Annotated in this window: 25 protein-coding genes; 15 read left to right on the plus strand and 10 right to left on the minus strand. The window is 70.2% G+C overall.

What is annotated here, in order from left to right:
• The first annotated feature begins 14 nt into the window (after nt 1-14).
• A complete protein-coding gene (locus tag ACPWT1_RS05055; RefSeq protein ID WP_427914311.1) occupies nt 15-1352 on the plus strand; it encodes an aminotransferase class III-fold pyridoxal phosphate-dependent enzyme in 1338 nt (445 codons plus the stop codon).
• A gap of 10 nt (nt 1353-1362) precedes the next feature.
• Here the strand turns inward: ACPWT1_RS05055 and ACPWT1_RS05060 are convergent, their stop codons facing one another.
• The 4 genes from ACPWT1_RS05060 to ACPWT1_RS05075 all read right to left on the minus strand — a co-directional run bounded on the left by ACPWT1_RS05060 (nt 1363) and on the right by ACPWT1_RS05075 (nt 4352).
• On the minus strand, nt 1363-2124 hold the full coding sequence (locus ACPWT1_RS05060; RefSeq protein ID WP_427914312.1) for a ChaN family lipoprotein: 762 nt from the start codon (nt 2122-2124) through the stop codon (nt 1363-1365).
• Nucleotides 2125-2265: 141 nt separating this feature from the next.
• Entirely contained in the window at nt 2266-2538 is a 273-nt protein-coding gene (locus tag ACPWT1_RS05065) for a BTH_I0359 family protein (protein ID WP_427914313.1), read from the minus strand.
• A 96-nt stretch (nt 2539-2634) separates the two neighbouring features.
• Nucleotides 2635-3579: a DUF3108 domain-containing protein gene (locus ACPWT1_RS05070; protein ID WP_427914314.1), complete on the minus strand. Its 945-nt coding sequence runs from the start codon at nt 3577-3579 to the stop codon at nt 2635-2637.
• Nucleotides 3576-4352: an IclR family transcriptional regulator gene (locus tag ACPWT1_RS05075; RefSeq protein ID WP_427914315.1), complete on the minus strand. Its 777-nt coding sequence runs from the start codon at nt 4350-4352 to the stop codon at nt 3576-3578. The genes ACPWT1_RS05070 and ACPWT1_RS05075 overlap by 4 nt, the downstream gene beginning before the upstream one ends.
• A gap of 108 nt (nt 4353-4460) precedes the next feature.
• On the opposite strand from ACPWT1_RS05075, the gene ACPWT1_RS05080 reads away from it, so the two are divergent.
• A complete protein-coding gene (locus ACPWT1_RS05080; RefSeq protein ID WP_427914316.1) occupies nt 4461-5468 on the plus strand; it encodes a fumarylacetoacetate hydrolase family protein in 1008 nt (335 codons plus the stop codon).
• Between the two features lie 25 nt (nt 5469-5493).
• Complete coding sequence (locus ACPWT1_RS05085; protein ID WP_427914317.1) at nt 5494-6459, plus strand: Bug family tripartite tricarboxylate transporter substrate binding protein; 966 nt, start codon at nt 5494-5496, stop codon at nt 6457-6459.
• A gap of 3 nt (nt 6460-6462) precedes the next feature.
• Here the strand turns inward: ACPWT1_RS05085 and otsA are convergent, their stop codons facing one another.
• Genes otsA through otsB form a run of 3 tightly spaced genes read right to left on the minus strand, consistent with a single transcriptional unit; the run spans nt 6463 to nt 10422 of the window.
• Nucleotides 6463-7875, minus strand: coding sequence for an alpha,alpha-trehalose-phosphate synthase (UDP-forming) (otsA, locus tag ACPWT1_RS05090; protein ID WP_427914318.1), 1413 nt, complete (start codon nt 7873-7875; stop codon nt 6463-6465).
• A 7-nt stretch (nt 7876-7882) separates the two neighbouring features.
• Nucleotides 7883-9679: a glycoside hydrolase family 15 protein gene (locus ACPWT1_RS05095; RefSeq protein ID WP_427914319.1), complete on the minus strand. Its 1797-nt coding sequence runs from the start codon at nt 9677-9679 to the stop codon at nt 7883-7885.
• Nucleotides 9676-10422, minus strand: a complete 747-nt coding sequence (gene otsB / locus ACPWT1_RS05100; protein ID WP_427914320.1) for a trehalose-phosphatase — start codon at nt 10420-10422, stop codon at nt 9676-9678. The genes ACPWT1_RS05095 and otsB overlap by 4 nt, the downstream gene beginning before the upstream one ends.
• Nucleotides 10423-10544: 122 nt before the next feature.
• On the opposite strand from otsB, the gene ACPWT1_RS05105 reads away from it, so the two are divergent.
• The 7 genes from ACPWT1_RS05105 (at nt 10545) to ACPWT1_RS05135 (ending at nt 17207) form a co-directional block, all read left to right on the plus strand.
• Nucleotides 10545-11348, plus strand: a complete 804-nt coding sequence (locus tag ACPWT1_RS05105) for an enoyl-CoA hydratase/isomerase family protein (RefSeq protein WP_427914321.1) — start codon at nt 10545-10547, stop codon at nt 11346-11348.
• Between the two features lie 40 nt (nt 11349-11388).
• The gene (locus ACPWT1_RS05110) at nt 11389-11742 is read left to right on the plus strand and encodes a DUF2946 domain-containing protein (RefSeq protein WP_427914322.1); all 354 of its coding nucleotides are present in this window, start codon (nt 11389-11391) and stop codon (nt 11740-11742) included.
• 61 nt (nt 11743-11803) lie between these two features.
• Nucleotides 11804-14131 carry a TonB-dependent receptor gene (locus ACPWT1_RS05115; RefSeq protein ID WP_427914323.1) on the plus strand — a complete coding sequence of 776 codons (2328 nt, stop codon included), beginning with the start codon at nt 11804-11806 and terminating at the stop codon, nt 14129-14131.
• Nucleotides 14132-14133: 2 nt separating this feature from the next.
• The gene (locus ACPWT1_RS05120; protein WP_427914324.1) at nt 14134-14670 is read left to right on the plus strand and encodes a YcnI family protein; all 537 of its coding nucleotides are present in this window, start codon (nt 14134-14136) and stop codon (nt 14668-14670) included.
• A gap of 10 nt (nt 14671-14680) precedes the next feature.
• Nucleotides 14681-15172: a copper chaperone PCu(A)C gene (locus ACPWT1_RS05125; RefSeq protein ID WP_427914325.1), complete on the plus strand. Its 492-nt coding sequence runs from the start codon at nt 14681-14683 to the stop codon at nt 15170-15172.
• Nucleotides 15173-15256: 84 nt separating this feature from the next.
• Nucleotides 15257-15907 (plus strand): PhaM family polyhydroxyalkanoate granule multifunctional regulatory protein, encoded by a 651-nt coding sequence (locus tag ACPWT1_RS05130; protein WP_427914326.1) that lies wholly within the window; start codon nt 15257-15259, stop codon nt 15905-15907.
• Between the two features lie 16 nt (nt 15908-15923).
• Nucleotides 15924-17207 (plus strand): FIST signal transduction protein, encoded by a 1284-nt coding sequence (locus ACPWT1_RS05135; RefSeq protein WP_427914327.1) that lies wholly within the window; start codon nt 15924-15926, stop codon nt 17205-17207.
• Nucleotides 17208-17235: 28 nt separating this feature from the next.
• On the opposite strand, the gene tgt is transcribed toward ACPWT1_RS05135, so the two are convergent.
• Nucleotides 17236-18396: a tRNA guanosine(34) transglycosylase Tgt gene (tgt, locus tag ACPWT1_RS05140; protein ID WP_427914328.1), complete on the minus strand. Its 1161-nt coding sequence runs from the start codon at nt 18394-18396 to the stop codon at nt 17236-17238.
• Between the two features lies 1 nt (nt 18397).
• Entirely contained in the window at nt 18398-19429 is a 1032-nt protein-coding gene (queA, locus tag ACPWT1_RS05145; RefSeq protein ID WP_427914329.1) for a tRNA preQ1(34) S-adenosylmethionine ribosyltransferase-isomerase QueA, read from the minus strand.
• Between the two features lie 51 nt (nt 19430-19480).
• Here queA and recG point away from each other — a divergent pair, with 51 nt between their 5' ends.
• Genes recG through ubiA form a run of 4 tightly spaced genes read left to right on the plus strand, consistent with a single transcriptional unit; the run spans nt 19481 to nt 24414 of the window.
• Entirely contained in the window at nt 19481-21586 is a 2106-nt protein-coding gene (gene recG / locus ACPWT1_RS05150) for an ATP-dependent DNA helicase RecG (protein WP_427914330.1), read from the plus strand.
• Nucleotides 21587-21631: 45 nt separating this feature from the next.
• Complete coding sequence (locus ACPWT1_RS05155; protein WP_427914331.1) at nt 21632-22585, plus strand: LysR substrate-binding domain-containing protein; 954 nt, start codon at nt 21632-21634, stop codon at nt 22583-22585.
• A gap of 46 nt (nt 22586-22631) precedes the next feature.
• Complete coding sequence (locus ACPWT1_RS05160) at nt 22632-23555, plus strand: Dyp-type peroxidase (protein ID WP_427914332.1); 924 nt, start codon at nt 22632-22634, stop codon at nt 23553-23555.
• Entirely contained in the window at nt 23515-24414 is a 900-nt protein-coding gene (ubiA, locus tag ACPWT1_RS05165; RefSeq protein ID WP_427914333.1) for a 4-hydroxybenzoate octaprenyltransferase, read from the plus strand. Before ACPWT1_RS05160 ends, ubiA begins: the two co-directional genes overlap by 41 nt.
• Here the strand turns inward: ubiA and proC are convergent.
• Nucleotides 24411-25247, minus strand: a complete 837-nt coding sequence (gene proC / locus ACPWT1_RS05170; protein ID WP_427914334.1) for a pyrroline-5-carboxylate reductase — start codon at nt 25245-25247, stop codon at nt 24411-24413. The genes ubiA and proC overlap by 4 nt on opposite strands.
• A 52-nt stretch (nt 25248-25299) precedes the next feature.
• On the opposite strand from proC, the gene ACPWT1_RS05175 reads away from it, so the two are divergent.
• Complete coding sequence (locus ACPWT1_RS05175; RefSeq protein ID WP_427914335.1) at nt 25300-26874, plus strand: FAD-dependent oxidoreductase; 1575 nt, start codon at nt 25300-25302, stop codon at nt 26872-26874.
• Nucleotides 26875-26938: the final 64 nt, after the last annotated feature.

Consider the following 26938-nt stretch of genomic DNA (forward strand, 5'->3'; position numbering starts at 1 on the left):
TCAAGGAGCTGAGCATGGCCTACAACGACTTCAACATGGACAACCAGTGGTTGCCGTTCACGCCCAACCGGCATTTCCGCAAGGACCCGCGGGTGTTCGTGAAGGCCGACGGCATGGAGTTCACCACGCACGATGGCCGCAAGGTGCTCGACGGCGTGTCCAGCCTGTGGTGCGTGGGCGCGGGCCACAACCGCAAGCCGATCAACGAGGCGATCAAGCAGCAGCTGGACACGCTGGACTACGCCACCGCCTTCCAGATCTCGAACGACAAGGCGTTCAAGGCCGCCGAGATGATCGCGGCGATGGCGCCCGGCGACCTGAACAAGGTGCTGTTCTGCAACTCCGGTTCCGAAGCGGCCGATACCTCCATGAAGGTCGCGCTGGCCTACCACCGCGCCCGCGGCGAGGGCCACCGCAACGTGTTCATCGGCCGCGAGCGCGGCTACCACGGCGTCGGCTTCGGCGGCATGTCCGTCGGTGGCATCCCGGCCAATCGCAAGGTGTTCGGCTCCTCGCTGCTGCCGCGCGTGGACCACATGCGGTTCATCCACGACCCGGTCAACCACGCCTACATCCACAACCAGCTGCCCGAGTGGAAGGAGGACCCGCTGCTGGAACTCGAGCAGCGCATCCTGCCGCTGCACGACCCCAGCAACGTGGCCGCGATCATCGTCGAGCCGGTGGCCGGGTCGGCGGGCTGGTACCTGCCGCCCAAGGGCTACCTGCAGCGCCTGCGCCAGATCTGCGACAAGCACGGCATCCTGCTGATCTTCGACGAGGTCATCACCGGCTTCGGCCGCATGGGCACCAACTTCGCGGCCGACTTCTTCGGCGTCGTGCCCGACATGCTGAACTTCGCCAAGTGCGTCACCAACGGCGTGGTGCCGCTCGGTGGCGTGGTCTGCAGCGACCGCCTGTACGACGCGATGATGAAGACCGACGCGCCGGAGCACGTCGTCGAGTTCTTCCACGGCTACACCTACTCGGGGCATCCGGTCGCCTGCGCGGCGGCGATTGCGACACTGGACCTGTTCAAGCAGGAGAACCTGTTCCAGCGCGCGGGCGAGATGGGCAAGGTGCTGGGCGACGCGTTCCACGCGACCTTCAAGGGCCTGCCCAACGTCATCGGCATCCGCAGCCTGGGTCTGGCCGCTGCCGTGGAACTGGCGCCGATCTCGGGTGCGCCGGGCAAGCGCGCCTTCAACATCTTCCTGGACTGCTACCGCAAGGGCACGCTGGTGCGCTCGGCCGGCGACGTGCTGGTGATCGCGCCGCCCTACATCGTCGAGAAGACGCACATCGACCAGCTGGTGAACACGCTGGCCGATTCCATCAAGGCCAACGCGGCCTAGACGAGCCGGCCTACGAGGCCGGCGGCCGGCGTTGCCACTGCTGCCGCAGCTCGGCGCAGTGGTCCCTGGCGGGCGCAGCGCCTGTCGGCCCCAGCACCAGCGATCGCACGGTGAGCGAAGGCGGCAGGTGGCGCGGCACGCCCAGGGCCGGATCGACGTGCCCGGCGCCGGCCAGCAGCAGCACGGTCTGGCCGGGCACGGCCGCGGCCACGAGGGTGCGGGCCATCATCCGGTCCCGCGCGATCTGCACCCTGGCCATCGGCGCCAGCTGGGCCTCCGGCAACAGGTCGCAATGGCCGGTGCGCACGGCGTCCCGTTGCGCCTCCAGCGAGGCCGGATCCAGGGTGCTGTCCAGCGATTCGTCCTGCATCGCCGCGCGCACGCGGTCACGCGGCAGGTTGGCGCCCAGCACCGGGACGCCGGCCCGCACGGCGGCCATGATGGCGGGCGCATAGGGCTGCCACGGCCATGCCGCCTCGTCCCAGCGCAGCGAGGCACGCACGGTGGAGTCGTCGGCCTCGCGCGGCAGTCCGGCGGTGCTGCTGCCCTGTTCGGCCATCTCGATCGCAACCGCGGCCAGCTTGTCGCGCACGGCGAGTGCCTGCACCAGGTCGCGGTGACGCACCTGGTGGCCGGCGTCGTCGTGCTGCTCGCCGACCAGCAGCAGGTCCGCGGGAAGCAGCTTGTCGACGGAAGGTCCCGTCGCGGCGCAGCCCGCCGCGATCGCCAGCAGCGAGGCGCCGACGAGGCAGCGAAGGCGATGCCATGACATGGCGGAATCGTACGGGCTGCTGCCCGACGGGGGAGCCGGCCGCGCGCCATGCTCGGCGCGGCGGACTGATCGGATGACGGACGGGTTGCGGTGCTGAGCGGGTCAGCTGTGCTGTCGTGGAGCGCGGAGGGCTTCTCGCGCTCAGTGCATCACGAGCGGGTTCTGCGCCAGTTCGGCGTAGCCGTCGAGCGTTTCCTCGACCTCTTCCTGGGTGGGCGTGTTCAGCTGCCAGGCGTTGATCTGGCGCTGGAACGCATCCGCCCAGGTACCGTCGAGATAAACCTCCTTGTTGGAGCGCTTGTCGACGATCTCGAAGCCGTGCCGCACGATGGCCGGTGGCGTGTCACCCTCGGCCGCTTCGTTCGCCTGCATGTGCACGACGACGAAGGAGTCCGAGTCATAGAGCATTTGCATGGTGGTTCCTTTAGCCGATAGATGCCAACGCCTGGGGCTGTTTCAAGAGCCGCAATGGCGGCTTCTCCTTGGCATCCAGAGTAGGGGCCGCCAGGCTCAGCGTTTGTCGGTGCCTGACCACTGCAGGTCGAGCCAATCGCCACCGGGGGGCGTCAGACGCAGGCGCACAAGGGCGTAGTCATGGCCGGGGGCCAGCCAGAGCTCCAGGCGAGGGTCGTACAGGCCGCGTGCGACGCGAGTGAGCCGCAGCGCATGCACGGTGCCTGCGGGCAGCGCCAGGTCCTCCGCGCCCTCGACCGTGAAGCGCCACTCGTCCGCTTCGCGGGTGCCCGCGACCTGCAGGGACACCGCCATGCCGGGTGCGAAGCGCTCGGGGTGGGCCCCGGCCAGCGCGGGCAACTGCACGAGCAACGAAAGCCGGTCCTGGCCGCCCGGTTGCAGCGACGCCTGCGGCCGGTTGCTGCTGAAGGCGATGCGGCCCGCGTCGCGGTCGAAGTGCGCCGCCTGCTCGCTGCGCTGCCGCTCGGCGAAGCGGCGTGGCCGCAGGCCGTCCGCGGCCACGTCGCCGGCACTGTGCTGCTCGCGCGCGGGCAGGGGTGGCGCCGCGAGCGTGAATGCGGCCTCGTAGCGGCTGCCTTCGTGCAACCACGCGAGCGTTGCGTCGCCTGCCACGGGCGAGCCGCGCCACTGCCCGCTGGCGGCATAGCGCCAGGTGATGCTCGCGGGGATGGTGACCGACGACGAGGAGCGATGGGCACTCGGTGTGCTCGTCCCGCGCGGTGCACTGCGCAAGGGCCTTGCCGAAGGCGTGGCGACGGACGCGGGCGTCGGCGTTGCGTCGTCGGCCCTCGCCGGGACGGGAGCAGGCGCCTGCACGGCGGCGCTCGCCTGCGGTGCGCGCAGCTCGAACACCAGATGCGGCGGCGCGGGACGCCACGTGAGTCGACGCGGAAGGCCGTGCAGCGCGAGCATGTGCACGCAGAGCACCGCCGTCGTGACCGCCACCAGCGGCCGCCAGGGCACGCCGGCTGCGGGGGTCATCCCCGCCAGCCCAGGTCGCGGGACAGTTGTTGCGCGGCCTGCCGCAGCGGCGTGTGGACTGCGCCGTCCCATTCGGGATCGAAGGTGCCCGTCGGCCCGAGCGCGACGATGCCCAGCGCGATGTGCCCGTCGGCGTCGAACACCGGCGCGCAGAAGCCGACGATGCCGGGCAGCAGCACGTCGACGACGCGGGATGCGCCGCGCGCACGCACCTCGTCGAGCATGGTGCGCACGCCCGCCATGGTGGCGGGCACGTCGGCGCGGCCCTGCTTCTGCGCCCGCGTGAGTTCCTCGCGCAGCATCGGCGCGATCGCGTCCTTGGACACATAGGCGGCGAAGCAGCGCCCGGTGGCCGACGACAGCAGCGGCATCACGTCGCCCAGGCGCAGGTTCACCGTCACGGCCTGCGGCGACTCTTCCCAGTGCACGATGGTCGGCCCGTGGTTGCCCCACACGGCCAGCGCCACCGTGTGGCCGATCTGCTCCATCAGCACGTTGGCGCGCACGCGACCGAGCTTGACCGCGTCGAGGCGCGAGAGCGACGCGAGCCCGAGCTTCAGCGCGGCGGGCCCGAGGTCGTAGCGCGTGCTGGTGGGGTCCTGCACGACCAGCTGCAGGCGCTGGAAGCTCACGAGGTAGCGATGCGCCTTGGCGGCGCTCATGCCGGCGGCGGCCGCCAGGTCACGCAGCATCTGCGGCCCGGCAGCGCGGCCCAGCGCCTCGAGCAGCGCGAAGCCCACCTCCACGGACTGGATCCCGGCGCGTTCCTTCATGCCGGGACGGGTCTTGTAGAATTTCGATTAGGTAAATTCATTTCACGATGCGTAATGCGCGAGTCGGCGGCGACTCTAGCGCGGAGCGCATAGCGAAGGCAAATCCGGATGAAGCTTGCGACGTACAAGGACGGCTCTCGCGACGGGCAGCTGGTGGTGGTCTCGCGCGACCTGAGCTCAGCCCATTATGCGACCGGCATCGCCGGCAAACTGCAGCAGGCGCTGGACGACTGGGGCTTCATCGCCCCCCAGTTGCAGGACCTGTACGAGGCCCTGAACCAGGGCAAGTCGCGCCATGCATTTCCGTTCGATCCGCAGCGCTGCATGGCGCCGCTGCCGCGCGCGTACCAGTGGGCCGACGGCTCGGCGTACATCAATCATGTGGAACTGGTGCGCGCGGCGCGCAAGGCCGAAGTGCCGGAGACCTTCTACAGCGACCCGTTGATGTACCAGGGCGGCAGCGACGACTTCCTCGGTCCCTGCGACGACGTCGTGGTGCCGAACGAAGCCTTCGGCATCGACTTCGAGGCCGAGGTCGCGGTGATCACCGGCGACGTGAAGATGGGATCGACGCCGGAGCAGGCGCTCGAGGGCGTGCGCCTCCTGATGCTGGCCAACGACGTCAGCCTGCGCAACCTGATCCCGTCCGAGCTGGCCAAGGGCTTCGGGTTCTTCCAGAGCAAGCCGGCGACCGCGTTCAGCCCGGTGGCGGTCACGCCCGACGAAGTCGGCGATGCGTGGCAGGGCGGGCGCCTGCACATGACCGTGCAATCCACCTGGAACGGCCGTCGCGTGGGCATGTGCGAGGCCGGCCCGGAGATGACGTTCTCCTTCGGCCAGCTGATCGCGCACATCTGCAAGACGCGCAACGTGCGCGCCGGCAGCATCGTCGGCTCCGGCACGGTGAGCAACAAGGGTGTCGAGAAGGACGGCCGGATGGACTGGCCCAAGGGCTACAGCTGCATCGCCGAGAAGCGCGCGATCGAGACCATCCAGGACGGCAAGCCGTCGACCGAGTTCATGAAGTTCGGCGACACCATCCGCATCGAGGTCAAGGGCCGCGACGGCCAGACCGTCTTCGGCGCCATCGAGCAGACCATCGCGGCGCCCGTCTGATCGCGCAACCACCTCCCAGACCACCATGCAACGCAGACACTTCCTCGCCGCAGCCGCCCTGGCCGCGGCTTCGCAGGCGCGTGCCCAGGCCGCGTATCCGAACCAGCCGATCCGCTGGATCGTGCCGTACCCGGCTGGCGGCGGCACCGACGCCCTCGCGCGCACGATCGCCGAGACGATGCGCGCCGGGCTCGGCCAGCAAATCCTGGTGGACAACCGGCCCGGTGCGTCGACCAACATCGGCGGCGACCTGGTCGCGCATGCGAAGCCGGACGGCTACACGGTCATGTCGGCCGACAACGCGATCCTGGCCTTCAACGAGCACCTGTTCACCAAGCTGCCGTTCAACCCCGACCGCGACTTCACCTACATCGGCGCCATCGCCCGCTTCCCGCTCGCGCTGGTGGTGAATCCCGGTTTCGAGGCCCGCACGCTGGCCGACTTCATCGCCTATGCCAAGGCCAATCCCGGCAAGTTGAATTACGCCTCGCCCGGCAACGGCTCGCCGCACCACCTGGCGATGGAGCTGTTCAAGAACCGCACCGGCACCTTCATCACGCACATCCCGTACCGCGGCGCCGCGCCGGCGATGCAGGACGTGATGGGAGGCCAGGTGCCCTGCATGTTCCTGGACTTGGCGGCCGGCCTGCCGGTGATCCAGTCGGGCAAGGTGCGCGCGCTGGCGATCGGCTCCGCGCGCCGTGCGCCCAGCCTGCCGAACGTGCCGACACTGGCGGAATCCGGCGTGCGCGATGCGGAGGTCTATGCCTTCCAGGGGCTGCTCGGCCCGGCGGGACTCCCGGACCCCATCCTCACGCGCCTCAATGGCGAGTTGAACAAGGCGCTGGCCGCGCCCGCGGTGCAGAAGCGCCTGACCGACTTCGGCATGGAGCCACTGCCCGGCACGCCCGCGCAGTTCCACGCCATGGCGCGCGAAGAGGCCAGGCGCTGGGGGCCGGTGATCAAGCAGGCGGGCGTGAAGCTGGACTGACCGCTACAGGCGCAGCCAGGGCGTCCCCGTCTCTTGCGCCTCGGTCTGCGCCAGCTGGTGCAGGAACGAGTCGCACCACCAGTGCACGTCGCTCTTCTTGATCGTCGTCAGCAGGGCCTGGTGCCGCTGCTGGCGCTCCTCCAGCGGCATCTGCAGCGCCAGGTGGATGGCCGCCGCCGTGCTCTCCGCGTCGTAGGGATTGACCAGCAGCGCTTCCTTCAGCTGCTCGGCCGCGCCGGCGAAGCGTGACAGCACCAGCACGCCCGGGTCGGCCGGGTCCTGTGCGGCGATGAACTCCTTGGCCACCAGGTTCATGCCGTCGCGCAACGGCGTGACCAACGCCACGCGGCTGGCGCGGTACAGCCCCGGCAGGCGCGAGCGGGCCACCGTGCGGTGCATGTAGCGCACGGGCATCCAGTCCAGCTCGCCGTAGTTGCCGTTGATGGAGCCGCACAGGCTCTCCAGCTCGTGCAGGATGTCCGTGTAGGCGCTGACGTCCTCGCGGCTGGGGGACGCGATCTGGATCAGCGTCGCGCTGTTGCGCGTCTCCGGATACCTGGCAAGCAGCTCGCGGAAGGCGCGCATGCGTTGCGGTAATCCCTTCGAGTAGTCGAGCCGGTCCACGCCCACCAGCAGCTTGCGGCGCGAGTATTCGCGCCGCATGCGCTCGTACATCTCGCGGCCTTCCGGCGCTTCGGCCAGTGCCTGGAACTCCTGCACGTCGATGCCGATCGGGAACGCGCCGGCATGCAGCGTGCGGTTGAACACGCGCCAGCGGTCGTCGCCCAGGTGCTGCGCATGGGCTTCCGACTCGATGTAGTGGCAGAAGTGCTCGTGGTCGGCATGGCTCTGGAAGCCCACCAGGTCGTACGAACACAGGCCCTTCATCAGCCAGTCGTGACCGGGAATCGCGGCCAGGATCAGCGGCGGCGGCAGCGGGATGTGCAGGAAGAAGCCGATGCGCTGCTGGCAGCCCAGCGCGCGCAGCTCCGCCGCCAGCGGGATCAGGTGGTAGTCGTGCACCCAGATCACGTCGTCGGGCTGCAGCATGGGCAGCAACGTGCGCGCGAACAGCTGGTTCACGCGCCGGTAGCCTTCGATGTAGCCGGCGTCGAAGTCGGCCAGGTCCAGCCGGTAGTGCAGCACCGGCCACAGGACGCCGTTGGCATAGCCGACGTAGTAGGCCTGGTAGTCCTCCTTGGTGAGGTCGATGGTGGCCAGCTTCACGGGCCCGGCCTGCTGCACGTGCACCGGCATCTCGCCGCCCGGCGGCGCCTCGTCCACCAGCTTGCCGCTCCAGCCGAACCAGAGGCCGCCGCTGTTGTTCAGGACCTCGCCCAGGGCGACGGCCAGGCCGCCCGCCGCGGTCTTGCGCGGGTCGGCGATCCGGTTCGAGACGACGACGAGCCGACCCATCGCCGCACTAGATGACCGTGTCCCACGGCGCCGATAGCCGGACCGCCGCGTTGATCAGGCCGACCATGGAATAGGTCTGCGGGAAGTTGCCCCACATCTCGCCCGTGGTCTCGTGCGTGTCCTCCGACAGCAGGCCCAGCGGATTGCGGCACTTGAGCATCACCTCGAAGATCTCGCGCGCCTGCTCCTTGCGCCCGATGCGCGCCAGGGCGTCGATGCGCCAGAAGGTGCAGATGTTGAAGGCCACCTCGGGCTTGCCGAAGTCGTCGGCGGCTTCGTAGCGCCGCATGTACGGGCCGTTGCACAGCGACTTCTCAAGCGCGTCGACGGTCTTGACGAAGCGCGGGTCCTTCGGATCGATGAAGTTCACCTCCGCCATCAGCAGCGCGCTGGCGTCGAGGTCGCGGCCGCCGAAGCTCTCGGCGAACGCCTGGCGCTGCTCGCTCCACGATTCCTTCAGGATGCGCTCGCGGATTTCGGTGGCGCGTTCGGCCCAGTACTTCGAGCGGTCCTTCAGGCCCAGCGTGACGGCCACCTTGGCCAGCCGGTCGCAGGCCGCCCAGCTCATGAGCGCCGACGAGGTGTGGATGCGGGCGCGGGTGCGCAGCTCCCACATGCCGGCGTCCGGTTCCGTGTAGACGCGGTAGGCGTGCTCGCCCACCGCCTCGAGGGCGGCGAATTCGGTGCGGCCTGCGCGCTTGAGCAGGCGGTGGTCGTGGAAGGCCTGCGCCGCGCCCAGGATGATGTTGCCGTAGACGTCGTGCTGGAAGTGCTCGGCGACCTGGTTGCCCACGCGCACCGGGCCCATGCCGCGGTAGCCGGGCAGGTGCTCCAGGATGGCCTCGGGCAGGTGCTCTTCCTGGCCGACGCCGAACAGCGGCTGGATGTGGCCGCCGCGCGAGCGCACCACCACGTTGTTCAGCCAGCGCAGGTACTCCTCCATCGTCGCGACTTCGGAGATGCTGTTGAGGGCGCGCACCACGAAGAACGCATCGCGCAGCCAGCAGTAGCGGTAATCCCAGTTGCGGCCGCTGTTGGCCGCCTCGGGGATGCTGGTCGTCATCGCCGCGACGATGGCGCCGGTGTCCTCAAACAGCGACATCTTCAGGGTGATGGCCGCGCGGATCACCGCTTCCTGCCACTCCAGCGGCACCGACAGCGCGCGCGACCACGCACGCCAGTAGGCGGCGGTGTCCTGCTCGAAGGCGCGCGCGGTGTCCTCGATGCCGCCGGTGAGCGTCTCGTCCGGGCCCATGATGAAGTTGAGCGGCCGGTCGACGACGAAGAAGGTCTCGGACAGGATGTAGTCGATCGGCGCGTCGGTGTTCACGCGCAGCGTCTGCGCCGGGCCGACGAAACGGATGTGCGTGCTGCCGCGCGTCACCTGCGGCTGCACCCGGCCGTAGTCGTAGCGCGGGCGCAGCACGACGCGCATGCGCGGCGTGCCGCCCAGCACCCTCACGCGCCGCACCAGCGTCAGCGGCCGGAACGTGCGGCCGCGGTTCCAGAAGCGCGGCGCGAAATCGGTGATCTCGATGCCCTGCCCTTGGCGGTCGTACAGGCGCGTCTTCAGGATTGCGGTGTTGGGTTCGTACTGGTGCTCGCTGCGCGCGAAGTCCTCCAGCTCGAACGCCCACAGCGCCGCGTTCTCGCTCGGGTCGAGCAGGCCGTTGAAGACCGGGTCGCCGTCGAAACGAGGCAGGCAGCACCACACGATGCTGCCGCGCTCGTCCACGAGCGCGGTGTACGCGCAGTTGCCGATGACGCCGAGGTTGAGGTTCTGGACCGAGGTGTTGGCCTTCATGCAGGTGCCCTGGCGGCCACCTTGACGGCGACCGCATGTTCGAATTCTTGGCGCAAGGCGCCGGGATGCGGCAGCCGTTGCCAGGCGACGGTCGGTCCCTCGCCGACCTTCACGCCCAGGCCTCCCAGCCGCTGCACGGTGGTAAATCCGACTTCGTCGGTGACGTCGTCGCCCACGAACACCGGCGTGCGGCCGGTGAAGGGGGCTTCGCGCAGGAACGCCTCGATCGCGCTGCCCTTGGTGGCACCGCCCGGCTTGGCTTCCACGACCATCTTGCCGCGCAGGAACGTCAGCCCCGGCGAGCGCGCCACGGCGGCCTGCATCACGTCCAGGCACAGCTGCTCGAGGTGCGGCGCCTGCCGGTAGTGCAGCGCGAGCGAGGTTTCCTTGTGCTCGATGAGCAAGGCCGGGTGCTCCCGCGCCAGATCCTGCGCGGCGCGCTCGACTTCCTGCAGCGGGAACGGCGCCAGCCGGTCGACGTCGCCGCCGGCACTGCGGCGCTCGGCGCCATGCACGCCGGCCACTGGCAGGCGCAGCGGATCGAGGTACTGGTCGATCTCGCGGATGGGACGCCCGCTCACCACCGCCACTGCGCCACCCAGGTAGTTCTGCAGGGCGGAGAGCGTGGGCACGAGGCTGCAGGGGACCACCACGGCACCGGGTTCCGGTGCGATGTCCACCAGCGTGCCGTCGAAGTCCAGGAACAGCGCGCACGCCGGACTCAGGATGTCGACGAAATTCATGGGGCGTGACCGTAGCATGCCGGGCTGCTCATCCGCAGCCGCCTTGAACCGTTTGCGACTGTAGGAGAGTCCCTACGGTGGTCCGGGCTTGCACGGAAAATCACGCGACCGAAGGAGACAGCATGGACTACGCGCGATACCAGACCCTCGCCATCACCCGGCGCGGCCCCGACGACAGCGTGCTCGACATCCAGATGCGCGCGGCCAACGGCAAGCTGCCGACGGCGGGCCACGACGGCCATCGCGAACTGGCCGACATCTGGCGCGACGTGGGGGCCGACGACAGCGTGCGCTGTGCCGTGCTGCGCGGGGAGGGCCAGGGCTTCTCGGGCGGTGGCGACCTGTCGCTGGTGGAGGACATGGCGAATGATTTCGAGGTCCGCAGCCGCGTGTGGAAGGAGGCGCGCGACCTGGTCTACAACGTGATCAATTGCGACAAGCCGATCGTCAGTGCCCTGCATGGCCCGGCCGTCGGCGCGGGCCTGGTCGCGGGCCTGCTGGCAGACATTCCGATCGCGGCGAAGACCGCGCGCATCGTGGACGGCCACACGCGGCTGGGCGTCGCGGCAGGCGACCATGCCGCGATCGTGTGGCCGCTGCTGTGCGGCATGGCCAAGGCCAAGTACCACCTGCTGCTGTGCGAGCCGGTCACTGGCGAGGAGGCCGAACGCATCGGCCTGGTCGCTCTGGCGGTCGACTCGGAGCAGCTGCTGGCCAAGGCCTATGAGGTCGCGGACCGGCTGGCGCAGGGCAGCCAGGGCGCGATCCGCTGGACCAAGTACGCGCTGAACAACTGGCTGCGCCAGGCCGGGCCGGCGTTCGACACCTCGCTCGCACTCGAGTTCATGGGCTTCGCCGGGCCCGACGTGCGCGAAGGCGTCGCGTCGCTGCGGGAGCGTCGCGCGCCCAGGTTCAACGGCGCGTGAAGGCCCGGCACGGCTCGGGCTCGCCGCGCATAATCGCCGCATGCAGCGCCTGCGCCATGCCACGTTCCTTGCCCGCCTGGTGCTGGCCTGGTTCGCGCTGGCGCTCGGCGTGGCCGTGGCCTCCCCTGTGGTCAAGCCGCAGGGCGCGCAACTGGTCTGTTCGGGCGCCGGCGCCATGCAGCTGGTGATGCCGGCCGGCGACGACGGCCAGCCGCCCTCGACCCACACCTTCGACTGCCCGCTGTGCGCGGCCGTGGCACCGCCGCCGCCCGTGATCGAGGCCGCGGCCTTCCTGCAGCCGCTGGGCCATGTGATGCAGTCCGTGCCCGCGGCCCGGCATGCGGCCCGCCTCGCGGCCGCCCTGCCGGCGCGCGGGCCTCCGCAGAAAGCCTGACTCCCGCCCGTTCCATGCCGGCAAGCGCCGCGCGTGGCTCGTGACCTTGCAGGAGATCCGCGTGCAGACACGCCGGCCCTTCGCGTTCGCTCTCGCCGTTCCCGTCCTCGCCGCGCCCGCCTGGGCGCAGGACTCGCCCGTCAAGTCGCTGGGCGTGGTCACCATCACGGGCAGCCAGCCCACGTCGTTGCCGACCCAGGTGCCCACCACCATGGAAGGCATCGACCGGCAGCAGCTGGACGCCTGGGTCAACGCCACCGACAGCGAGGACGCGCTCAAGTACTTTCCCAGCCTGCTGGTGCGCAAGCGCTATCCCGGCGACTACAACCACGCCATCCTGTCCAGCCGCGCCTCGGGCACGGGCAACAGCGCCCGGTCGCTGGTCTACGCCGACGGGATCCTGCTGTCCAACCTGCTGGGCAACGGCGTCGGCGGGCTGGGTTTCCCGCCGCGCTGGGGGCTGGTGGCGCCCGAGGAGATCGAGCGCGTCGACGTGATGTACGGCCCGTTCTCGGCCGCCTATTCCGGCAACTCGGTCGGGGCGGTCGTGGAGTACGTCACCCGCATGCCGAAGCAGTTCGAGGCCCATGCCCGCGTCGGCACGACCGTGCAGCCGTTCTCGATGTACGGCACCGACACCACGTTCCGCACCTCGCAGAGCAGCGTCTCGCTGGGCAGCCGGGCCGGCGACTTCAGCTGGTGGCTCGCCGCCAACCACAGCGACAACGAAGGCCAGCCGCTCACGTTCGCGACGCGGCTGGCCACGAGTGGCAGCCCGGGCGCGGCCGGTGTTCCGGTCGCGGGCGCGGTCCTGGCGCCCAACAGCGCGAACCAGCCGTGGTACGTGCTCGGCGCGTCGACGCAGTACACGTCGGCGCAGGACCACCTGAAGGTCAAGCTCGCCTATGACCTGCCGGCCAGCGTGCGCGTGGCCTACACGCTCGGCTGGTGGCAGAACCGGTCGCAGGGGCGCTCCACCTCCTATCTGCATGACGCCGCCGGTAGTGCGGTGACCTCCGGGCCGATCCGCATCGACGGCGCGGGCTTCGCGCCGCTGACTGGTGCCGACCTGTTCGCCACCGACGAGAGCCTCACGCATGTGATGCACGGCCTGTCCGCCAAGAGCCGCACGCTCGGCGTGTTCGACTGGGACGCCTCCGCGAGCCAGTACGACTATCGCAGCGACCTGAAGCGGCAGAACGGCGCGGCCAATCCCGTGCCGGCCGCGCTCGACGGCGGACCTGGCACGATTGCCGACGGCAGCGGCACGGGATGGACGACGCTCGCCCTGAGGGGAACGTGGCGTCCCGCCGGGCTCAAGGGCCCGCATGTCATGGATGCCGGCGTGCAGCAGGACCGGTTCACGCTCGCCTATCGCACGTCGTCGATCGCGGGCAACTGGCGCACCGACGCGCCCGGCGCTCTGGCCAGCGACGTCGGCGGCAGCACGCGCCTGCGCAGCGTCTGGGCCCAGGACGCCTGGAAGTTCGCCGCGGACTGGAAGACCGTGCTGGGCGCGCGCGTGGAGCGCTGGTCGGCCTTGTCCGGATTCACTGCGATTGCGGCGGTCTCGCCTGCGGTCGACGTCCAGTGGCCAGGCCGCAGCGAGACCCATGTCTCGCCGAAGGCTGCCGTGTCGTGGCAGCTGTGGCCCGACCTGGTGCTGAAGGCGTCCGCCGGCCGCGCGGTCCGCTTTCCGACGGTGGCGGAACTCTATGGCGCGACCTCGACCACCAACGCGCTGTTCATCAACGACCCGAGCCTGCGCCCCGAGCGCTCGTGGACCGGCGAGCTCAGCGCGGAGAAGGACATCGGCGCCAACCTGCTGCGCCTCACGGCGTTCGGCGAGGACACGCACGACGCGCTGTACACGCAGGCCACCTTCGATGCCGTGGCGAACCGCAACGTCAGCCGGGTGCAGAACGTCGGCCGCATCGCCACGCGCGGCGTCGAGGCGGCGTGGACGGGCACCGGCGTCTGGCGGCCGGCGCTGGACCTCAATGCCAGCGTGACCTGGGCCGACTCCGTGATCAAGGACAACGCAGGCTTCGTTTCCACGCCGGGCGACACGCTCGGCAAGCGGCAGCCCAACGTCCCGCGCTGGCGCGCCGCGACGCTGGCCAGCTACCGCTGGACGCCGCGCTGGACCACCTCGGTCGGCGCGCGCTACAGCGGCCGCCAGTTCCGCACGCTGGACAACAGCGACGTGAATGGCAACGCCTACATGGGCGTGAGCCCGCTGTTCGTGGTCGACCTGCGCGCGCGAGTGCTGATCGACCGCACCTTCAGCGCGGCGTTCGGCATCGACAACGTGAACAACCGCACCTACTGGAATTTCCATCCGTACCCGCAGCGCACTTTCTTCGCCGAGCTGCGCGCGGATCTCTGACCATGCAAAGCAACCTCCTCCTCCTTTCCACCGCCCTCGTGGCGGCCGGTGCCTCGGCACACATCGGGCTCGAGACCCCGTCGGCTCAGGCCGGTGCCATGTACAGGGCGACGTTCCAGGTCGGCCATGGCTGCAGTGCGTCGGCCACGCGGCAGATCGCCGTCACGGTGCCTTCCGGCGTGCTCGACGCGCGGCCCATGCCCAAGGCCGGGTGGTCGCTCGAGATCCAGCGCGAGAAGCTGGCCGAACCGGTGGAACGGCAGGGCCGCACCATCAGCGAGCGCGTGGCCCGCATCACGTGGACCGCCAGGACCCCGGCCGACGCCCTGCCGAGCGACCAGTACGACGAGTTCGTGCTGATGGCGGCGCTGCCCGCGCAAGCGGGCGCCCTTGCCTGGCCGGTGAGCCAGGCGTGCGACAGCGGCCGCGCCGACTGGATCGAGGTGCCCAAGCCGGGGCAATCGCCGCATGGCGTGAAGAACCCCGCGCCGCTGCTCGAGGTGCTGCCGGCAGCTGGCAACGATCACCACCATCATTGAAGGAACACCCATGACCTTGTTCATCCGCACATTGCTGCCCACCCTCGTCGTCGTCGCCGCGCAGGCAGCGCTGGCCCAGGCTGCCGCTCCCGTCACCGTCCAGGGCGCCTGGGCGCGTGCCACCGTGAAGGGGCAGACCTCCAGCGGTGCGTTCATGACGCTGACGGCCAGCGAGCCGGTCACGCTGGTGCGCATCGCCACGCCGGCGGCGGGCGTGGCAGAGCTGCACGAGATGAAGATGGAGGGCGACGTGATGCGCATGCGCGCGGTGCCCGCGCTGCAGCTCGTGCCGACGAAACCGGTGCAGCTCAAGCCGGGCGGCTACCACCTCATGCTGCAGGACCTGAAGGCGCCGCTGCAGGCCGGCACGGCGATCGCACTGACGCTCACGTTTCGCACGGCCCGCGGCGAGGAGCGTCCGCTCGTGCTGCAGGTCCCGGTCTCGGTGACCGCGCCTGCCGAGGTCGGCGCAGCCACCACCCACGGCATGCACAAGCCGTAGGCGCGGCGGTCCCCGGAGCGGCCCCGCGGTCGCCTGGGGCCTGCTAAGCTGGATCCACCGTCCCGGCCACAGTGGAGAGCAGCGATGAGCGACAACAATCCCAGCTACGGTTTCGGCAAGTTCGTCCCCGGCTTCGACTTCCTGCAGAACGTGGCCAAGGGGGCGTCGCAGGCGATGCCGCAGATGCCCAACCTGGCGAACTGGGTGGCGCCCACGCTCAGCGTGGAAGAACTCGAGAAGCGCGTGGGCGAATTGCGCGCAGTGCATTTCTGGCTGGAGCAGAACTCCAAGGCGCTGGCGGCAACCATCCAGGCGCTGGAAGTCCAGAAGATGACGCTGGCCACGCTCAAGGGGATGAACGTCAGCATGGCCGAGATGGCCGAAGCCCTGAAGCTCAAGCCGACCGAAGCGGAAGCGGCGAAGGGCGCCTCCGACGACAAGGACCGTGCGCAACCTGGCGCGAGCAAACGCAAGGTCGATGCGCCTGCGGCGCCGCGCAATGGCGTGGTCGATCCGCTGCAATGGTGGAGCGCGCTCACCCAGCAGTTCCAGCAGATCGCAACCGACGCGATGAAGGACGCGGCGCGCACCGCGGTTGTCGATGCGAGCGCGCCGCAGCCGTCATCGGCGAGCACCATGCAGTCGGCCACGCCCGGGTCCGGCGCCAAGCCGGCGCGCAAGGCTGCAGCCAAGTCCCCGGCGCGCAAGGCAGGCCGCAAGACCACGGCGCGCTGACGCGGCGGAGCGTGCGATGAAGCTGTTCCCCTTCGGCCATGCCACGCATCCGCAGTGGCCGATGGCCGCCGGCCTGGTGCTCGCGCAGCTGCGGGCGCAGATGGCCCTGCCCGACTACGCCAGCGCGCCCACGCTGGGGATGCTGTACATCAGCGACCACTACGCCGCGCACGCGCAGGACATCCTGGACCACCTGGGCGCGGAGCTGCCCGAGATCACCGACTGGTCGGGCACGGTGGGCGTGGGCATCGCCTCGAACAACGTCGAATACTTCGACGAGCCCGCGCTGGCCGTCATGCTGTGTGCGATCCCTTCGCACCACTACCGCGTGTTCTCGGGCGTTGCGCCGCTGGGCGTGGGCGATGCGATGGGGTTCGAGGCGCACACGGCGCTGGTGCATGCCGACGCCTCGACGCCGGACGTCGCCGAGCTGATCGCCGAGATGGCGGGCCGCACCACCACCGGCTACCTGTTCGGCGGGCTGGCCTCCAGCCGCGGCGCCGCGGTGCAGTTCGCGATCGGCGGCAACGGCAACATCAAGGGACAAGGCAAGGCTGGCGGCGTCTTCCGTGGCGGCCTCTCCGGCGTGGCGTTCGGCGAGGACGTGGCCCTGGTCTCGCGCGTCACGCAGGGCTGCCAGCCGCTCGGGCGCGAGCGCGAGGTGACCGCCGCCGAGGGCAACGTGCTGCTCGAACTCGATGGCCAGCCCGCGATGGACCTGCTGCTGGCCGAAGCGCGCATCTCGCTGGACGAGCCGCAGGTGGCGATGCGGCGGCTGCGCGGCACCCTGGTCGGACTCACCGAGCCGGGCAGCGACGTCATGGGACGACCCGGCACGTTCGGCGCCGACGTGGTGGTGCGCCACATCATCGGCCTCGACCCGGGGCGGCGCGGTGTCGCGGTGGCGAGCCAGGTGGCGCCGGGCATGCGCATGGCGTTCTGCAGCCGCAACGCGACCGCCGCGCGCGCGGACCTGGTGCGCATCTGCGCCGAGATCCGCGAGGAGCTGGAGCCGCAGGAGCTGCCGATGTCGGTGGCGGCCGCCCTGTCCGGCCGCGATGCGCAGTCGGGACCGCATGCGGCCAGGCGCATCGCGGGCGCGGTGTACGTCAGCTGCGCCGGCCGTGGCGGTCCGCATTTCGGCGGTCCCAGCGCGGAACTGCAGATCGTGCGCCACGCGCTGGGCGACGTGCCGCTGGTGGGCTTCTTCGCCGGCGGCGAGATCGCGCGCCACCACCTGTATGGCTACACCGGCGTGCTCACGGTGTTCCTCGAAGGCGCGGTGAGTCCGGGACACTGAGCCCCGCTGACCGCGCCTGGTTCAGGCCTCAAACGCCGCGCCCGCGGTCCTGCCGGAACTGCTGCGCGAATGCGGCGAAACGCCCCGCGTCCAGCGCATCGCGCACTTCCTGCATCAGCTGCAGGTAGTAGTGGAGGTTGTGGATGCTCGCCAGCATCGGCGCCAGCATCTCGCCGCAACGCTCGAGGTGGTGCAGGTAGGCGCGCGAGAAGCCGCCGGTGACGGTGCCATCCGCCGCCGTGTGCCCCTTGCATGCGTAGCAGGTGCAGGTCTCGTCGAGCGGCCGCTCGTCGTTGCGATGCCGGGCGTTGCGGATCTTCAGGTCGCCGAACCGCGTGAACAGGTGGCCGTTGCGCGCATTGCGCGTGGGCATCACGCAGTCGAACATGTCCACGCCCTGGGCCACGCCGTCCACCAGGTCTTCGGGCGTGCCCACGCCCATCAGGTAGCGCGGCTTGTGCGCCGGCAGGCGGTGCGGCGTGTGCGCCATGATGCGCAGCATGTCTTCCTTGGGCTCGCCGACGCTGACGCCGCCGACGGCATAGCCGGGGAAGTCCATGTCGACCAGCGCAGAGAGCGACGCCTCGCGCAGGTGCTCGAACATGCCGCCCTGCACGATGCCGAACAGCGCGTTCGGGTTCTGCAGCCGCGCGAATTCATGCTGGCAGCGCTTCGCCCAGCGCAGGCTCAGCTCCATCGAGAAGCGCGCCTCGGCCTCCGTCGTGATGTGGCCCTTGGTCTCGTACGGCGTGCACTCGTCGAACTGCATCACGATGTCGCTGTTCAGGAGCGTCTGGATCTCCATCGACACCTCGGGCGTGAGGAACAGCTTGTCGCCGTTGACCGGCGATGCGAACTTGACGCCCTCCTCGCTGATCTTGCGCATCTCGCCCAGGCTCCACACCTGGAAGCCGCCCGAGTCGGTGAGGATGGGCCGGTTCCACTGCTCGAACCGGTGCAGGCCCTTGAACTGTGCGATCACGTCCAGGCCGGGGCGCATCCACAGGTGGAAGGTGTTGCCCAGGATGATCTGCGCGTTCATCTCCTCCAGCGACCGCGGCGTCACGCCCTTGACGGTGCCGTAGGTGCCCACGGGCATGAAGATCGGCGTCTGCACCACGCCGTGGTTGAGGGTCAGGCGCCCGCGGCGCGCGAGGCCTTCGGTGGCCAGGATGTCGAAGGTCAGCATGTCAGGTGGGGGTGCGTTCGAGCAGCATCGAATCGCCGTAGGAGAAGAAGCGGTAGCGCTGCGCGACGGCATGGCGGTAGAGAGCCATCACGTGGTCGTGACCCGCAAAGGCGCTGACCAGCATCATCAGCGTCGACTTCGGCAGGTGGAAGTTGGTCACCAGCAGGTCGGCCACCCGGAAGCGGAAGCCGGGCGTGATGAAGATGCTGGTGTCGCCGCGTGCCTGGCCGGTGGCGGCCCACGATTCCAGGGTGCGGATCGTGGTGGTGCCCACGGCGACGATGCGCCCGCCCTGGGCGCGCGTGCGCGCGATCGCCTCCTGCGTGGCCGCGGGCACGTCGTACCACTCGCTGTGCATGCGGTGCTCGGCGATGGTGTCGGTCTTCACCGGCTGGAACGTGCCGGCGCCCACGTGCAGCGTGAGGCTGGCGCGGTCGATGCCGCGCGAGGCCAGGTCGGCCAGCACGCCTTCATCGAAATGCAGCGCGGCGGTCGGCGCGGCGACCGCGCCCGGGTTCTTCGCGAACACGGTCTGGTAGCGGCGCACGTCGTCGGCCGTGTCCGCATGTTCGATGTACGGCGGCAGCGGCACGTGGCCGTGGCGGTCCATCAGGGCGAACGCGTCGTCGGAGAAGGCGAACCGGAACAGTGCACCGTCCTCGTCGGGCCAGCGCCCGAGGAGCGTGGCCGTGAAGCCGCCCTGCATGGCCAACGTGGTGCCTGGCGGGGGCTTCTTGCTGACCTTCATGTGTGCCACGACTTCGCCGCCGGCCAGCACGCGCTCGACCAGCAGTTCGACCTTGCCGCCCGACGGCTTCTCGCCGAACAGGCGTGCCTTGACCACCTGCGTGTCGTTGAACACCAGCAGGTCGCCGGCCCGCAGCAGCGAGGGCAGGTCGCGAAACACGCGCTCGACGGGAGGATCGGTGCGGCCATCGAGCAGGCGCGAGGCGCTGCGTTCGGCGGCGGGATGCTGGGCGATCAGGTCGGGAGGCAGGGCGAAGTCGAAATCGCCCACGGAGAAGGTGCGCATGCTGCTTGAGGACCGGACGGGTCCGTGCCAAGTGGAGGGCAGAATTGTCCCATGCCCGCCGCCCAGGCTTCGCCCGCGCCCGCCAAAGCCCTCTCGGAGCCGCAGAAGGCGCTGCGCAAGCTCGGGCTCGCGCGCGACATCGACCTGGCGCTGCACCTGCCGATCCGCTACGAGGACGAGACCCGGATCACGAAGCTGCGCGACGCGCATGGCGGCGAGTCCGTGCAGATCGAAGGCACGATCACGGACAACCACGTGGCGTTCCGTCCGCGCCGGCAGCTGGTGGTGACCATCGACGACGGCACCGACACCTGCGTGCTGCGCTTCTTCAGCTTCTATCCGTCACAGCAGAAGGCGTTGGCGGTCGGCAACCGCATCCTCGCGCGAGGTGAATTGAAGGGCGGCCTCGTCGGCTGGCAGATGGTGCATCCCACGACGCGGGCCGCCGGCGGCGACCTGCCGACCGCGCTGACACCGGTGTATTCCACGGTGGCCGCGCTCCCGCAGGCCTATCTGCGCAAGGCCGTGCAGGCAGGTCTTTCGCGCGCCGACCTGCGCGAGACCGTGCCGCCGGAATTCGCGGCGCGTCTCGGACTCCGGTCCGAGTGGAGCTTGCGCGAGGCCTTGCAATTCCTGCATCACCCGGGTCCCGACACGTCCATGGCCGCGCTGGAAGATCGCAGCCATCCCGCGTGGCAGCGGCTGAAGGCCGAGGAACTGCTCGCGCAGCAGCTGTCGCAACTGCAGAGCAAGCGTGAACGCGATCGCCTGCGCGCCCCGGCGCTCCCGGCACGGCCGCAGGGCCTGCACGAGCAGTTGCTGCAGGCGCTCCCCTTTGCGCTTACGGCCGCGCAGCGCCGCGTGGGCGAGGAGATCGCGCGCGACCTCGCGCTGGCCGTGCCCATGCACCGGCTGCTGCAAGGCGACGTCGGCTCCGGCAAGACGGTGGTCGCCGCGCTGGCCGCCACCATCGCCATCGATGCCGGCTGGCAATGCGCCTTGATGGCGCCCACCGAGATCCTCGCCGAGCAGCATTTCCGCAAGCTGGTCGGCTGGCTCGAGCCGCTGCTGGCGCCGCACGGATTGGGCGTCGCGTGGCTCACCGGCAGCCAGAAGAAGAAAGAGCGCGACGCGATGCTGCAGCGCATCGCCAGCGGCGAGGCCGCGCTGGTGGTCGGCACGCACGCGGTGATCCAGGACCAGGTGCAGTTCCGGCGCCTCGCGCTGGCCATCATCGACGAGCAGCACCGCTTCGGGGTCGCACAGCGGCTGGCCCTGCGCAGCAAGATGGGCGCCGAGTCCGCCGAAGCAGGCGTCGAACGCGAACCGCACCTGCTCATGATGTCGGCCACGCCGATCCCGCGCACCTTGGCCATGAGCTACTACGCGGACCTCGACGTCTCGACCATCGACGAATTGCCGCCGGGCCGCACGCCCATCGTCACCAAGCTGGTGGCCGACAGCCGGCGCGACGAGGTGATCGAGCGCATCCGCGCGCAGCTGGCGCAGGGTCGGCAGGTGTACTGGGTCTGTCCGCTGATCGAGGAGAGCGAGGCGCTGGACCTCACCAACGCCACGGCGACGCACGAGGCGCTGTCCACGGCGCTGCCGGGCGTGCTGGTCGGCCTGCTGCACTCGCGCATGCCGCCGGCCGAGAAGAAGGCCGTGATGTCGCTGTTCGAGGGCGGGCAGATGGGCGTGCTGGTGTCCACCACCGTGATCGAGGTCGGGGTCGACGTGCCGAACGCGTCGCTGATGGTGATCGAGCACGCGGAGCGGTTCGGCCTCTCGCAGCTGCACCAGTTGCGCGGTCGCGTCGGCCGCGGGGCTGCGGCGTCAGCGTGCGTCCTGCTGTACGCCGCGGGCGAGAACGGTCGCCTGGGCGAAGCGGCGCGTGCGCGGCTGAAGGCGATGGCCGAGACAGCCGATGGATTCGAAATTGCGCGCCGTGACCTGGAGATCCGCGGGCCCGGCGAGTTCCTGGGCGCGCGCCAGTCCGGCGCGCCGCTGCTTCGCTTCGCGGACCTGGCCACCGACACGCAGCTGCTGCAGGCCGCGCGCGACCTCGCACCGGTCCTGCTGGATCGCCACCCCGAATGGGCGCAGCGCCACACGGCGCGGTGGTTGGGTGGAAAATCCGAATACCTCAAAGCCTAGGACTGGCCGCACTGCCAAGGGCAGTGTGGCCACGCACCGTTCCCCGTGACCCTCACCGAGCTGAAATACATCGTCGCCGTCGCCAGGGAGAAGCATTTCGGCAAGGCCGCCGAAGGCTGCTTCGTCTCGCAGCCCACGCTGTCGGTCGCGATCAAGAAGCTCGAGGATGAGCTCGAGGTCAAGCTGTTCGAGCGCAGCGCCAACGAGGTGAGCGTGACCCCGCTGGGCGAGGAGATCGTGCGCCAGGCGCAGAGCGTGCTGGAGCAGGCGGCGGCGATCAAGGAGATCGCCAAGCGCGGCAAGGACCCGCTGGCCGGTCCGCTGAAGCTCGGCGTGATCTACACGATCGGCCCCTACCTGCTGCCCGACCTGGTGCGCCAGGCCATCGACCGCACGCCGCAGATGCCGCTGATGCTGCAGGAGAACTTCACCGTCAAGCTGCTGGAGATGCTGCGCACCGGCGAGATCGACTGCGCCATCATGGCCGAGCCGTTTCCCGACACCGGCCTCGCGATCGCACCGCTGTACGACGAACCCTTCATGGCGGTCGTGCCCGCCACGCACCCGTTCGCCGACCGCAAGACGATCACCGCGCAGGAGCTCAAGAGCGAGACCATGCTGTTGCTGGGCAACGGGCATTGCTTCCGCGACCACGTGCTGGAGGTGTGCCCCGAATTCGCGCGCTTTTCGAGCGACGCCGAGGGCATCCGCAAGAGCTTCGAGGGCTCGTCACTGGAGACCATCAAGCACATGGTGGCGGCCGGCATGGGCGTCACGCTGGTGCCGCGCCTGTCCGTCCCTCGCGAAGCGCTCGACGCCAAGCCGCGCCGGCGCAAGGACGATGCGGGGTACGTGCGCTACATCCCGTTTGAGGGCGAGCCGCCCTCGCGCCGCGTCGTGCTGGCCTGGCGCCGCAGCTTCACGCGCTACGAGGCGATCGCCGCCCTGCGCAATGCCGTCTATGCCTGCGAACTGCCCGGCGTGAAGCGCCTGTCCTGAGGCGTCCTGCCCGGCTCGCATCCCACCACCAACAACGATCCATTCCATGCCCGACAACACCAGCCTCTACCAGCCCGGCATCCTGGAAGGCGTGCCCCGCGTGGCGCGCTACGTGCAGTTCACGATCGCGGGCGACCAGCAGCCGGCGCAGGCCCTGAAGGAAGCGCTCACGCGCGCTTCGCCGCTGGTGAACGGCCGCGACGTGGTGATCGGCATCGCGCCGGCGCTGGTCCGCGCCCTGGGTGGCCAGGTGCCGGGCCTGCACGACATGCCCGATTTCTCCGGCAAGGTGAAGGTGCCTGCCACGCCCGGCCAGCTGTGGTGCTGGGTGCGCGGCGACGACCTGGGCGACCTGCTGCACGTCACGCGCGGATTGCAGAAGGCGCTGGCGCCCGCGTTCGTGCTGCGGCACGTGGTCGATGCATTCCGCCATCGCCACGACGACAGCACCGGCTTTGGGCGCGACCTCACCGGCTTCGAGGACGGCACCGAGAACCCGAAGGGCGACGAGGCGCTGGAGGCCGCGTTCGCGCATGGCCAGGGCGAGGGCCTCGATGGCGCCAGCTACGTCGCCGTGCAGCAGTGGGTGCACGACCTCGATGCCTTCGACCGCATGCCCGAGGACGACCAGAACCACTGCATCGGCCGGCGCATGTCGGACAACGAGGAGATCGACGACGCGCCGGAATTCGCGCACGTCAAGCGCACGGCGCAGGAAAGCTTCGACCCGGAGGCCTTCGTGCTGCGGCGCTCGATGCCCTGGCTGGCCAGCACGCAGGCCGGGCTGATGTTCGTCGCCTTCGGCAAGTCGTTCGATGCCTTCGAGGCGCAGATGCGCCGGATGGCGGGGCTGGACGACGGCATCGTCGACGGCGTGTTCAAGCTGTCGCGGCCGGTCACCGGCGCGTACTTCTGGTGCCCGCCGATGCGTGGCGGCCAGCTCGACCTTCGCCAGCTCGGGTTCTCCTGACGTGCCCGCGCGGCTGGCGCTCTGGCTCGACCTGATCCGCTGGGACCGCCCCGCGGGCTGGCTGCTGCTGCTGTGGCCGACGCTCGGTGCGTTGTGGGTGGCGGCGCACGGGTTCCCCGGCTGGCACCTGGTCGCGGTGTTCACGCTGGGCACGGTGCTGATGCGCAGCGCCGGGTGCTGCGTGAACGACGTGGCCGACAAGGATTTCGACAAGCACGTCAAGCGCACGGCGCAGCGGCCGGTCACGGCCGGCAAGGTGTCGGTGCGCGAGGCGCTGGTGCTCGGCGCGGTGCTCGCGCTGGCAGCCTTCGGGCTGGTGCTCACCACCAACGCGGCGGCCATCTCCTGGTCCTTCGCCGCGCTGGCCATCGCGCTGCTGTACCCCTACGCCAAGCGCGTCGTGTCGATGCCGCAGGCCGTGCTGGGCGTGGCCTTCAGCTTCGGCATCCCGATGGCGTTCGCCGCCGTGCAGTCGCGCGTGCCGCTGCTCGCCTGGGTGCTGCTGCTGGGCAACCTGTTCTGGGTGCTCGCCTACGACACCGAGTACGCGATGGTCGACCGCGACGACGACCTGCGCATCGGCATCAAGACCTCGGCCATCACGCTGGGCCGCGCCGACGTGCCGGTCGTGATGGCCTGCTACGCGGCGTTCCTCGCGATCTGGGTGGCTGCCCTCGTGGCGGAAGACCTTGGCTGGCCGTTCTACCTGGGCATCGCGGCCGCGGGTGCGCAGGCGCTGTGGCACTGGATGCTGATCCGCGATCGTTCGCGCGAAGGCTGCTTCCGTGCCTTTCGCCTGAACCACTGGGTCGGGTTCGCGGTGTTCGCCGGCATCGTGGCCGGCTACGCGCTGACCTAGCCGGCCCCGAACTCGTCGCCCAGTTCGGCGGCGCGCTTGCAGGCCGCGTGCATCGCCTGCACGAAGGCATCAGCCACGCCCGCCTCGCGCATCGAGGTGAGTGCGGCGTAGGTCGTTCCACCCTTGGACGTGACGCGTTCGCGCAGCACCTGCGGCGGTTCACCCGCCGTGCGGGCCAGCTCCGAGGCGCCCGTGAACGTGCCGATGGCCAGTTGCAGCGCCTTGTCCTGCGGCAATCCCATCTCGACGCCGGCCTGCGCCATCGCCTCGATGAAATAGAAGACATACGCCGGTCCGGAGCCGGAAAGTGCCGTCACGGCGTCGAGTTGCTGCTCCTGCTCGACCCAGAGCGTGGCGCCGGTCGGCGCCAGCACCTGCTCGACCAGCGCTCGATCGCCCGGCGACACCCCGGCGCGTGCGAACAGTGCCGTCATGCCGCGCCCGACCAGCGCCGGCGTGTTGGGCATGCTGCGCACGATGCGCTGCGCGCCGGTCCAGCGCGCGATGCTGTCGGAGCGGATGCCGGCGGCCACGCTCAGGTGCAACGCGCCGGCGGTGAATGGCGCCGCCGCAAGTGCCGCTTCCCTGAAGGTCTGCGGCTTGACCGCCCACACCACCAGGCCGGCCCGGCGCAGCGCCTCGCCGGCGGCCGGCTGCGCGACCACGCCGTGGTCCGCCGCCAGCTTCTCGCGCGCGGGCGCCCACGGCTCGACCACCTCGACCTGCGACGTGGGCAGGCCTTGGCGCAAGAGCCCACCGAGGATGGCCGTGGCCATGTTGCCGCCGCCGATGAAGGCGATCGGGTGCGGGAAGGAGCTGGCGGGGGTCGGCATGGTGTCGCGAGTCTATCGAGCGGCCCTGGCCCATCGGCGAAAATGCGGGGCAATGCAGCGCCAAGACTTGCTCGCCGCCCTGGGCCGTTCCCAGACCTACGACATCGCGATCATCGGCGGCGGTGCCACCGGGCTCGGTGTGGCGCTCGATGCGGCGGCACGCGGGTTCTCCGTGGTGCTGCTCGAATCGCACGACTTCGCCAGCGGCACGTCGTCGCGGGCGACGAAGCTGGTGCATGGGGGCGTGCGCTATCTGGCCCAGGGCAACGTGGCGCTGGTGCGCGAGGCGCTGCACGAGCGCAAGGTGCTGCTGCGCAATGCGCCGCACCTGGCGCAGCCGCTGGCCTTCGTCATGCCGTCGTACAAGATCTGGGAGACGCCGTTCTACGGCGCCGGCCTGAAGCTCTATGACGCGCTGGCGGGCGCGGCGGGCCTGGCGCCCACGCGCTTCCTCGGCCGCCAGGCGACGCTCGAGGCGTTGCCGACCGTGCAGCCGGCCGGCCTGAAGGGCGGCGTCGAATACTGGGACGGCCAGTTCGACGATGCGCGGCTGGCGGTGGCACTGGCCCGCACGGCCGCATCGCGCGGCGCCCTGCTGGTGAACCACTGCGCTGCGACCGGCCTCCTGCACGAGCAGGGGCGGGTCGTCGGCCTCGTGGGCCAGGACCGCGAGTCGGGGCAGTGCTTCGAGGTGCGGGCGCGTTGCGTGGTCAATGCGGCCGGCGTGTGGGTGGACCGGATCCGCCAGCAGGACGGACAGGCGGTGGGGCGAACGGATCGCCCGATCGTGGCGCCCAGCCAGGGCGTGCACGTGGTGGTCGATCGCGAGTTCCTGCCGGGACGCCACGCGCTGATGGTGCCCAAGACGGCCGATGGCCGCGTGCTGTTCGGCGTGCCCTGGCTGGGCAAGGTGATCCTGGGCACCACCGACACGCCGCGCACCGACCTGCCGCGCGAGCCGCGACCGTTCCGCGAGGAACTGGGGTTCATCCTGGGCGAGGCCGGGCGCTACCTGGTGCGGGCGCCGCAGGAGAAGGACATCCGCAGCATCTGGGTTGGCCTGCGTCCGCTGGTGAAGCCGCAGGACGAGGACGGCGCAGCCACCAAGTCGCTCAGTCGCGAGCACACGGTGCTGGTCAGCCGCTCGGGACTGGTCACCGTCACGGGCGGCAAGTGGACCACCTACCGGGCAATGGCAGAGGACGTGCTCGAGCGTTGCTTCCAGGACCGCTTGCTGCCGCGAGCGGCCGCAGGGGTCACCACGGACCTGCCGCTGGTAGGCGCAAAGCCGGCGGCTGGCGCAACGGTGCCGATCAGCGACGCCCCGGGCCTGCACCTGTATGGCAGCGAGGCCGCGGCCGTGCGGGCACTCCCGGGCGCGGACAGGGTGCTGGGCGGCGGCTTGACGGAAGCCATGGTCCGCTTCGCCGCCCGGCAGGAGTACGCCCGTACGGTCGAAGACGTCCTGGCCCGCCGGTCGCGGCTGCTGTTCCTGGACGCGCGGCTGGCAGGCCAGCTGGCGCCGGCCGTGGCCGCCGTGCTGCGCGAGGAGACCGGCACCGATCCGCACGCGGCCGAGTTCGCCGCCCTGGCGGCCAGCTACCTGCCCGGAACCTCGCCCGCCTGAACCCGCTTTGGACCGGGGTGGTTGACAGGACCTGTGGATAAGGTATGATCGCGGGCTCGCCTAT

Source organism: Ramlibacter sp. MMS24-I3-19, assembly GCF_050320135.1.
In the GTDB taxonomy this organism is placed as follows: domain Bacteria; phylum Pseudomonadota; class Gammaproteobacteria; order Burkholderiales; family Burkholderiaceae_C; genus Ramlibacter.

Coding starts and splice junctions, on each gene's coding strand:
- ACPWT1_RS05065 (WP_427914313.1), bottom strand. CDS start 2,538: ATGCAAATGCTCTATGACTCGGACTCCTTCGTCGTCGTGCACATGCAG.
- ACPWT1_RS05110 (WP_427914322.1), top strand. CDS start 11,389: ATGCAGCGCCTGCGCCATGCCACGTTCCTTGCCCGCCTGGTGCTGGCC.
- ACPWT1_RS05175 (WP_427914335.1), top strand. CDS start 25,300: ATGCAGCGCCAAGACTTGCTCGCCGCCCTGGGCCGTTCCCAGACCTAC.
- ACPWT1_RS05135 (WP_427914327.1), top strand. CDS start 15,924: ATGAAGCTGTTCCCCTTCGGCCATGCCACGCATCCGCAGTGGCCGATG.
- queA (WP_427914329.1), bottom strand. CDS start 19,429: ATGCGCACCTTCTCCGTGGGCGATTTCGACTTCGCCCTGCCTCCCGAC.
- otsB (WP_427914320.1), bottom strand. CDS start 10,422: ATGAATTTCGTCGACATCCTGAGTCCGGCGTGCGCGCTGTTCCTGGAC.
- tgt (WP_427914328.1), bottom strand. CDS start 18,396: ATGCTGACCTTCGACATCCTGGCCACCGAAGGCCTCGCGCGCCGCGGG.
- ACPWT1_RS05125 (WP_427914325.1), top strand. CDS start 14,681: ATGACCTTGTTCATCCGCACATTGCTGCCCACCCTCGTCGTCGTCGCC.
- ACPWT1_RS05120 (WP_427914324.1), top strand. CDS start 14,134: ATGCAAAGCAACCTCCTCCTCCTTTCCACCGCCCTCGTGGCGGCCGGT.
- ACPWT1_RS05075 (WP_427914315.1), bottom strand. CDS start 4,352: ATGAAGGAACGCGCCGGGATCCAGTCCGTGGAGGTGGGCTTCGCGCTG.
- otsA (WP_427914318.1), bottom strand. CDS start 7,875: ATGGGTCGGCTCGTCGTCGTCTCGAACCGGATCGCCGACCCGCGCAAG.
- ACPWT1_RS05055 (WP_427914311.1), top strand. CDS start 15: ATGGCCTACAACGACTTCAACATGGACAACCAGTGGTTGCCGTTCACG.
- ACPWT1_RS05070 (WP_427914314.1), bottom strand. CDS start 3,579: ATGACCCCCGCAGCCGGCGTGCCCTGGCGGCCGCTGGTGGCGGTCACG.
- ACPWT1_RS05060 (WP_427914312.1), bottom strand. CDS start 2,124: ATGTCATGGCATCGCCTTCGCTGCCTCGTCGGCGCCTCGCTGCTGGCG.
- ACPWT1_RS05105 (WP_427914321.1), top strand. CDS start 10,545: ATGGACTACGCGCGATACCAGACCCTCGCCATCACCCGGCGCGGCCCC.
- recG (WP_427914330.1), top strand. CDS start 19,481: ATGCCCGCCGCCCAGGCTTCGCCCGCGCCCGCCAAAGCCCTCTCGGAG.
- ACPWT1_RS05130 (WP_427914326.1), top strand. CDS start 15,257: ATGAGCGACAACAATCCCAGCTACGGTTTCGGCAAGTTCGTCCCCGGC.
- ACPWT1_RS05085 (WP_427914317.1), top strand. CDS start 5,494: ATGCAACGCAGACACTTCCTCGCCGCAGCCGCCCTGGCCGCGGCTTCG.
- proC (WP_427914334.1), bottom strand. CDS start 25,247: ATGCCGACCCCCGCCAGCTCCTTCCCGCACCCGATCGCCTTCATCGGC.
- ACPWT1_RS05095 (WP_427914319.1), bottom strand. CDS start 9,679: ATGAAGGCCAACACCTCGGTCCAGAACCTCAACCTCGGCGTCATCGGC.
- ACPWT1_RS05080 (WP_427914316.1), top strand. CDS start 4,461: ATGAAGCTTGCGACGTACAAGGACGGCTCTCGCGACGGGCAGCTGGTG.
- ACPWT1_RS05160 (WP_427914332.1), top strand. CDS start 22,632: ATGCCCGACAACACCAGCCTCTACCAGCCCGGCATCCTGGAAGGCGTG.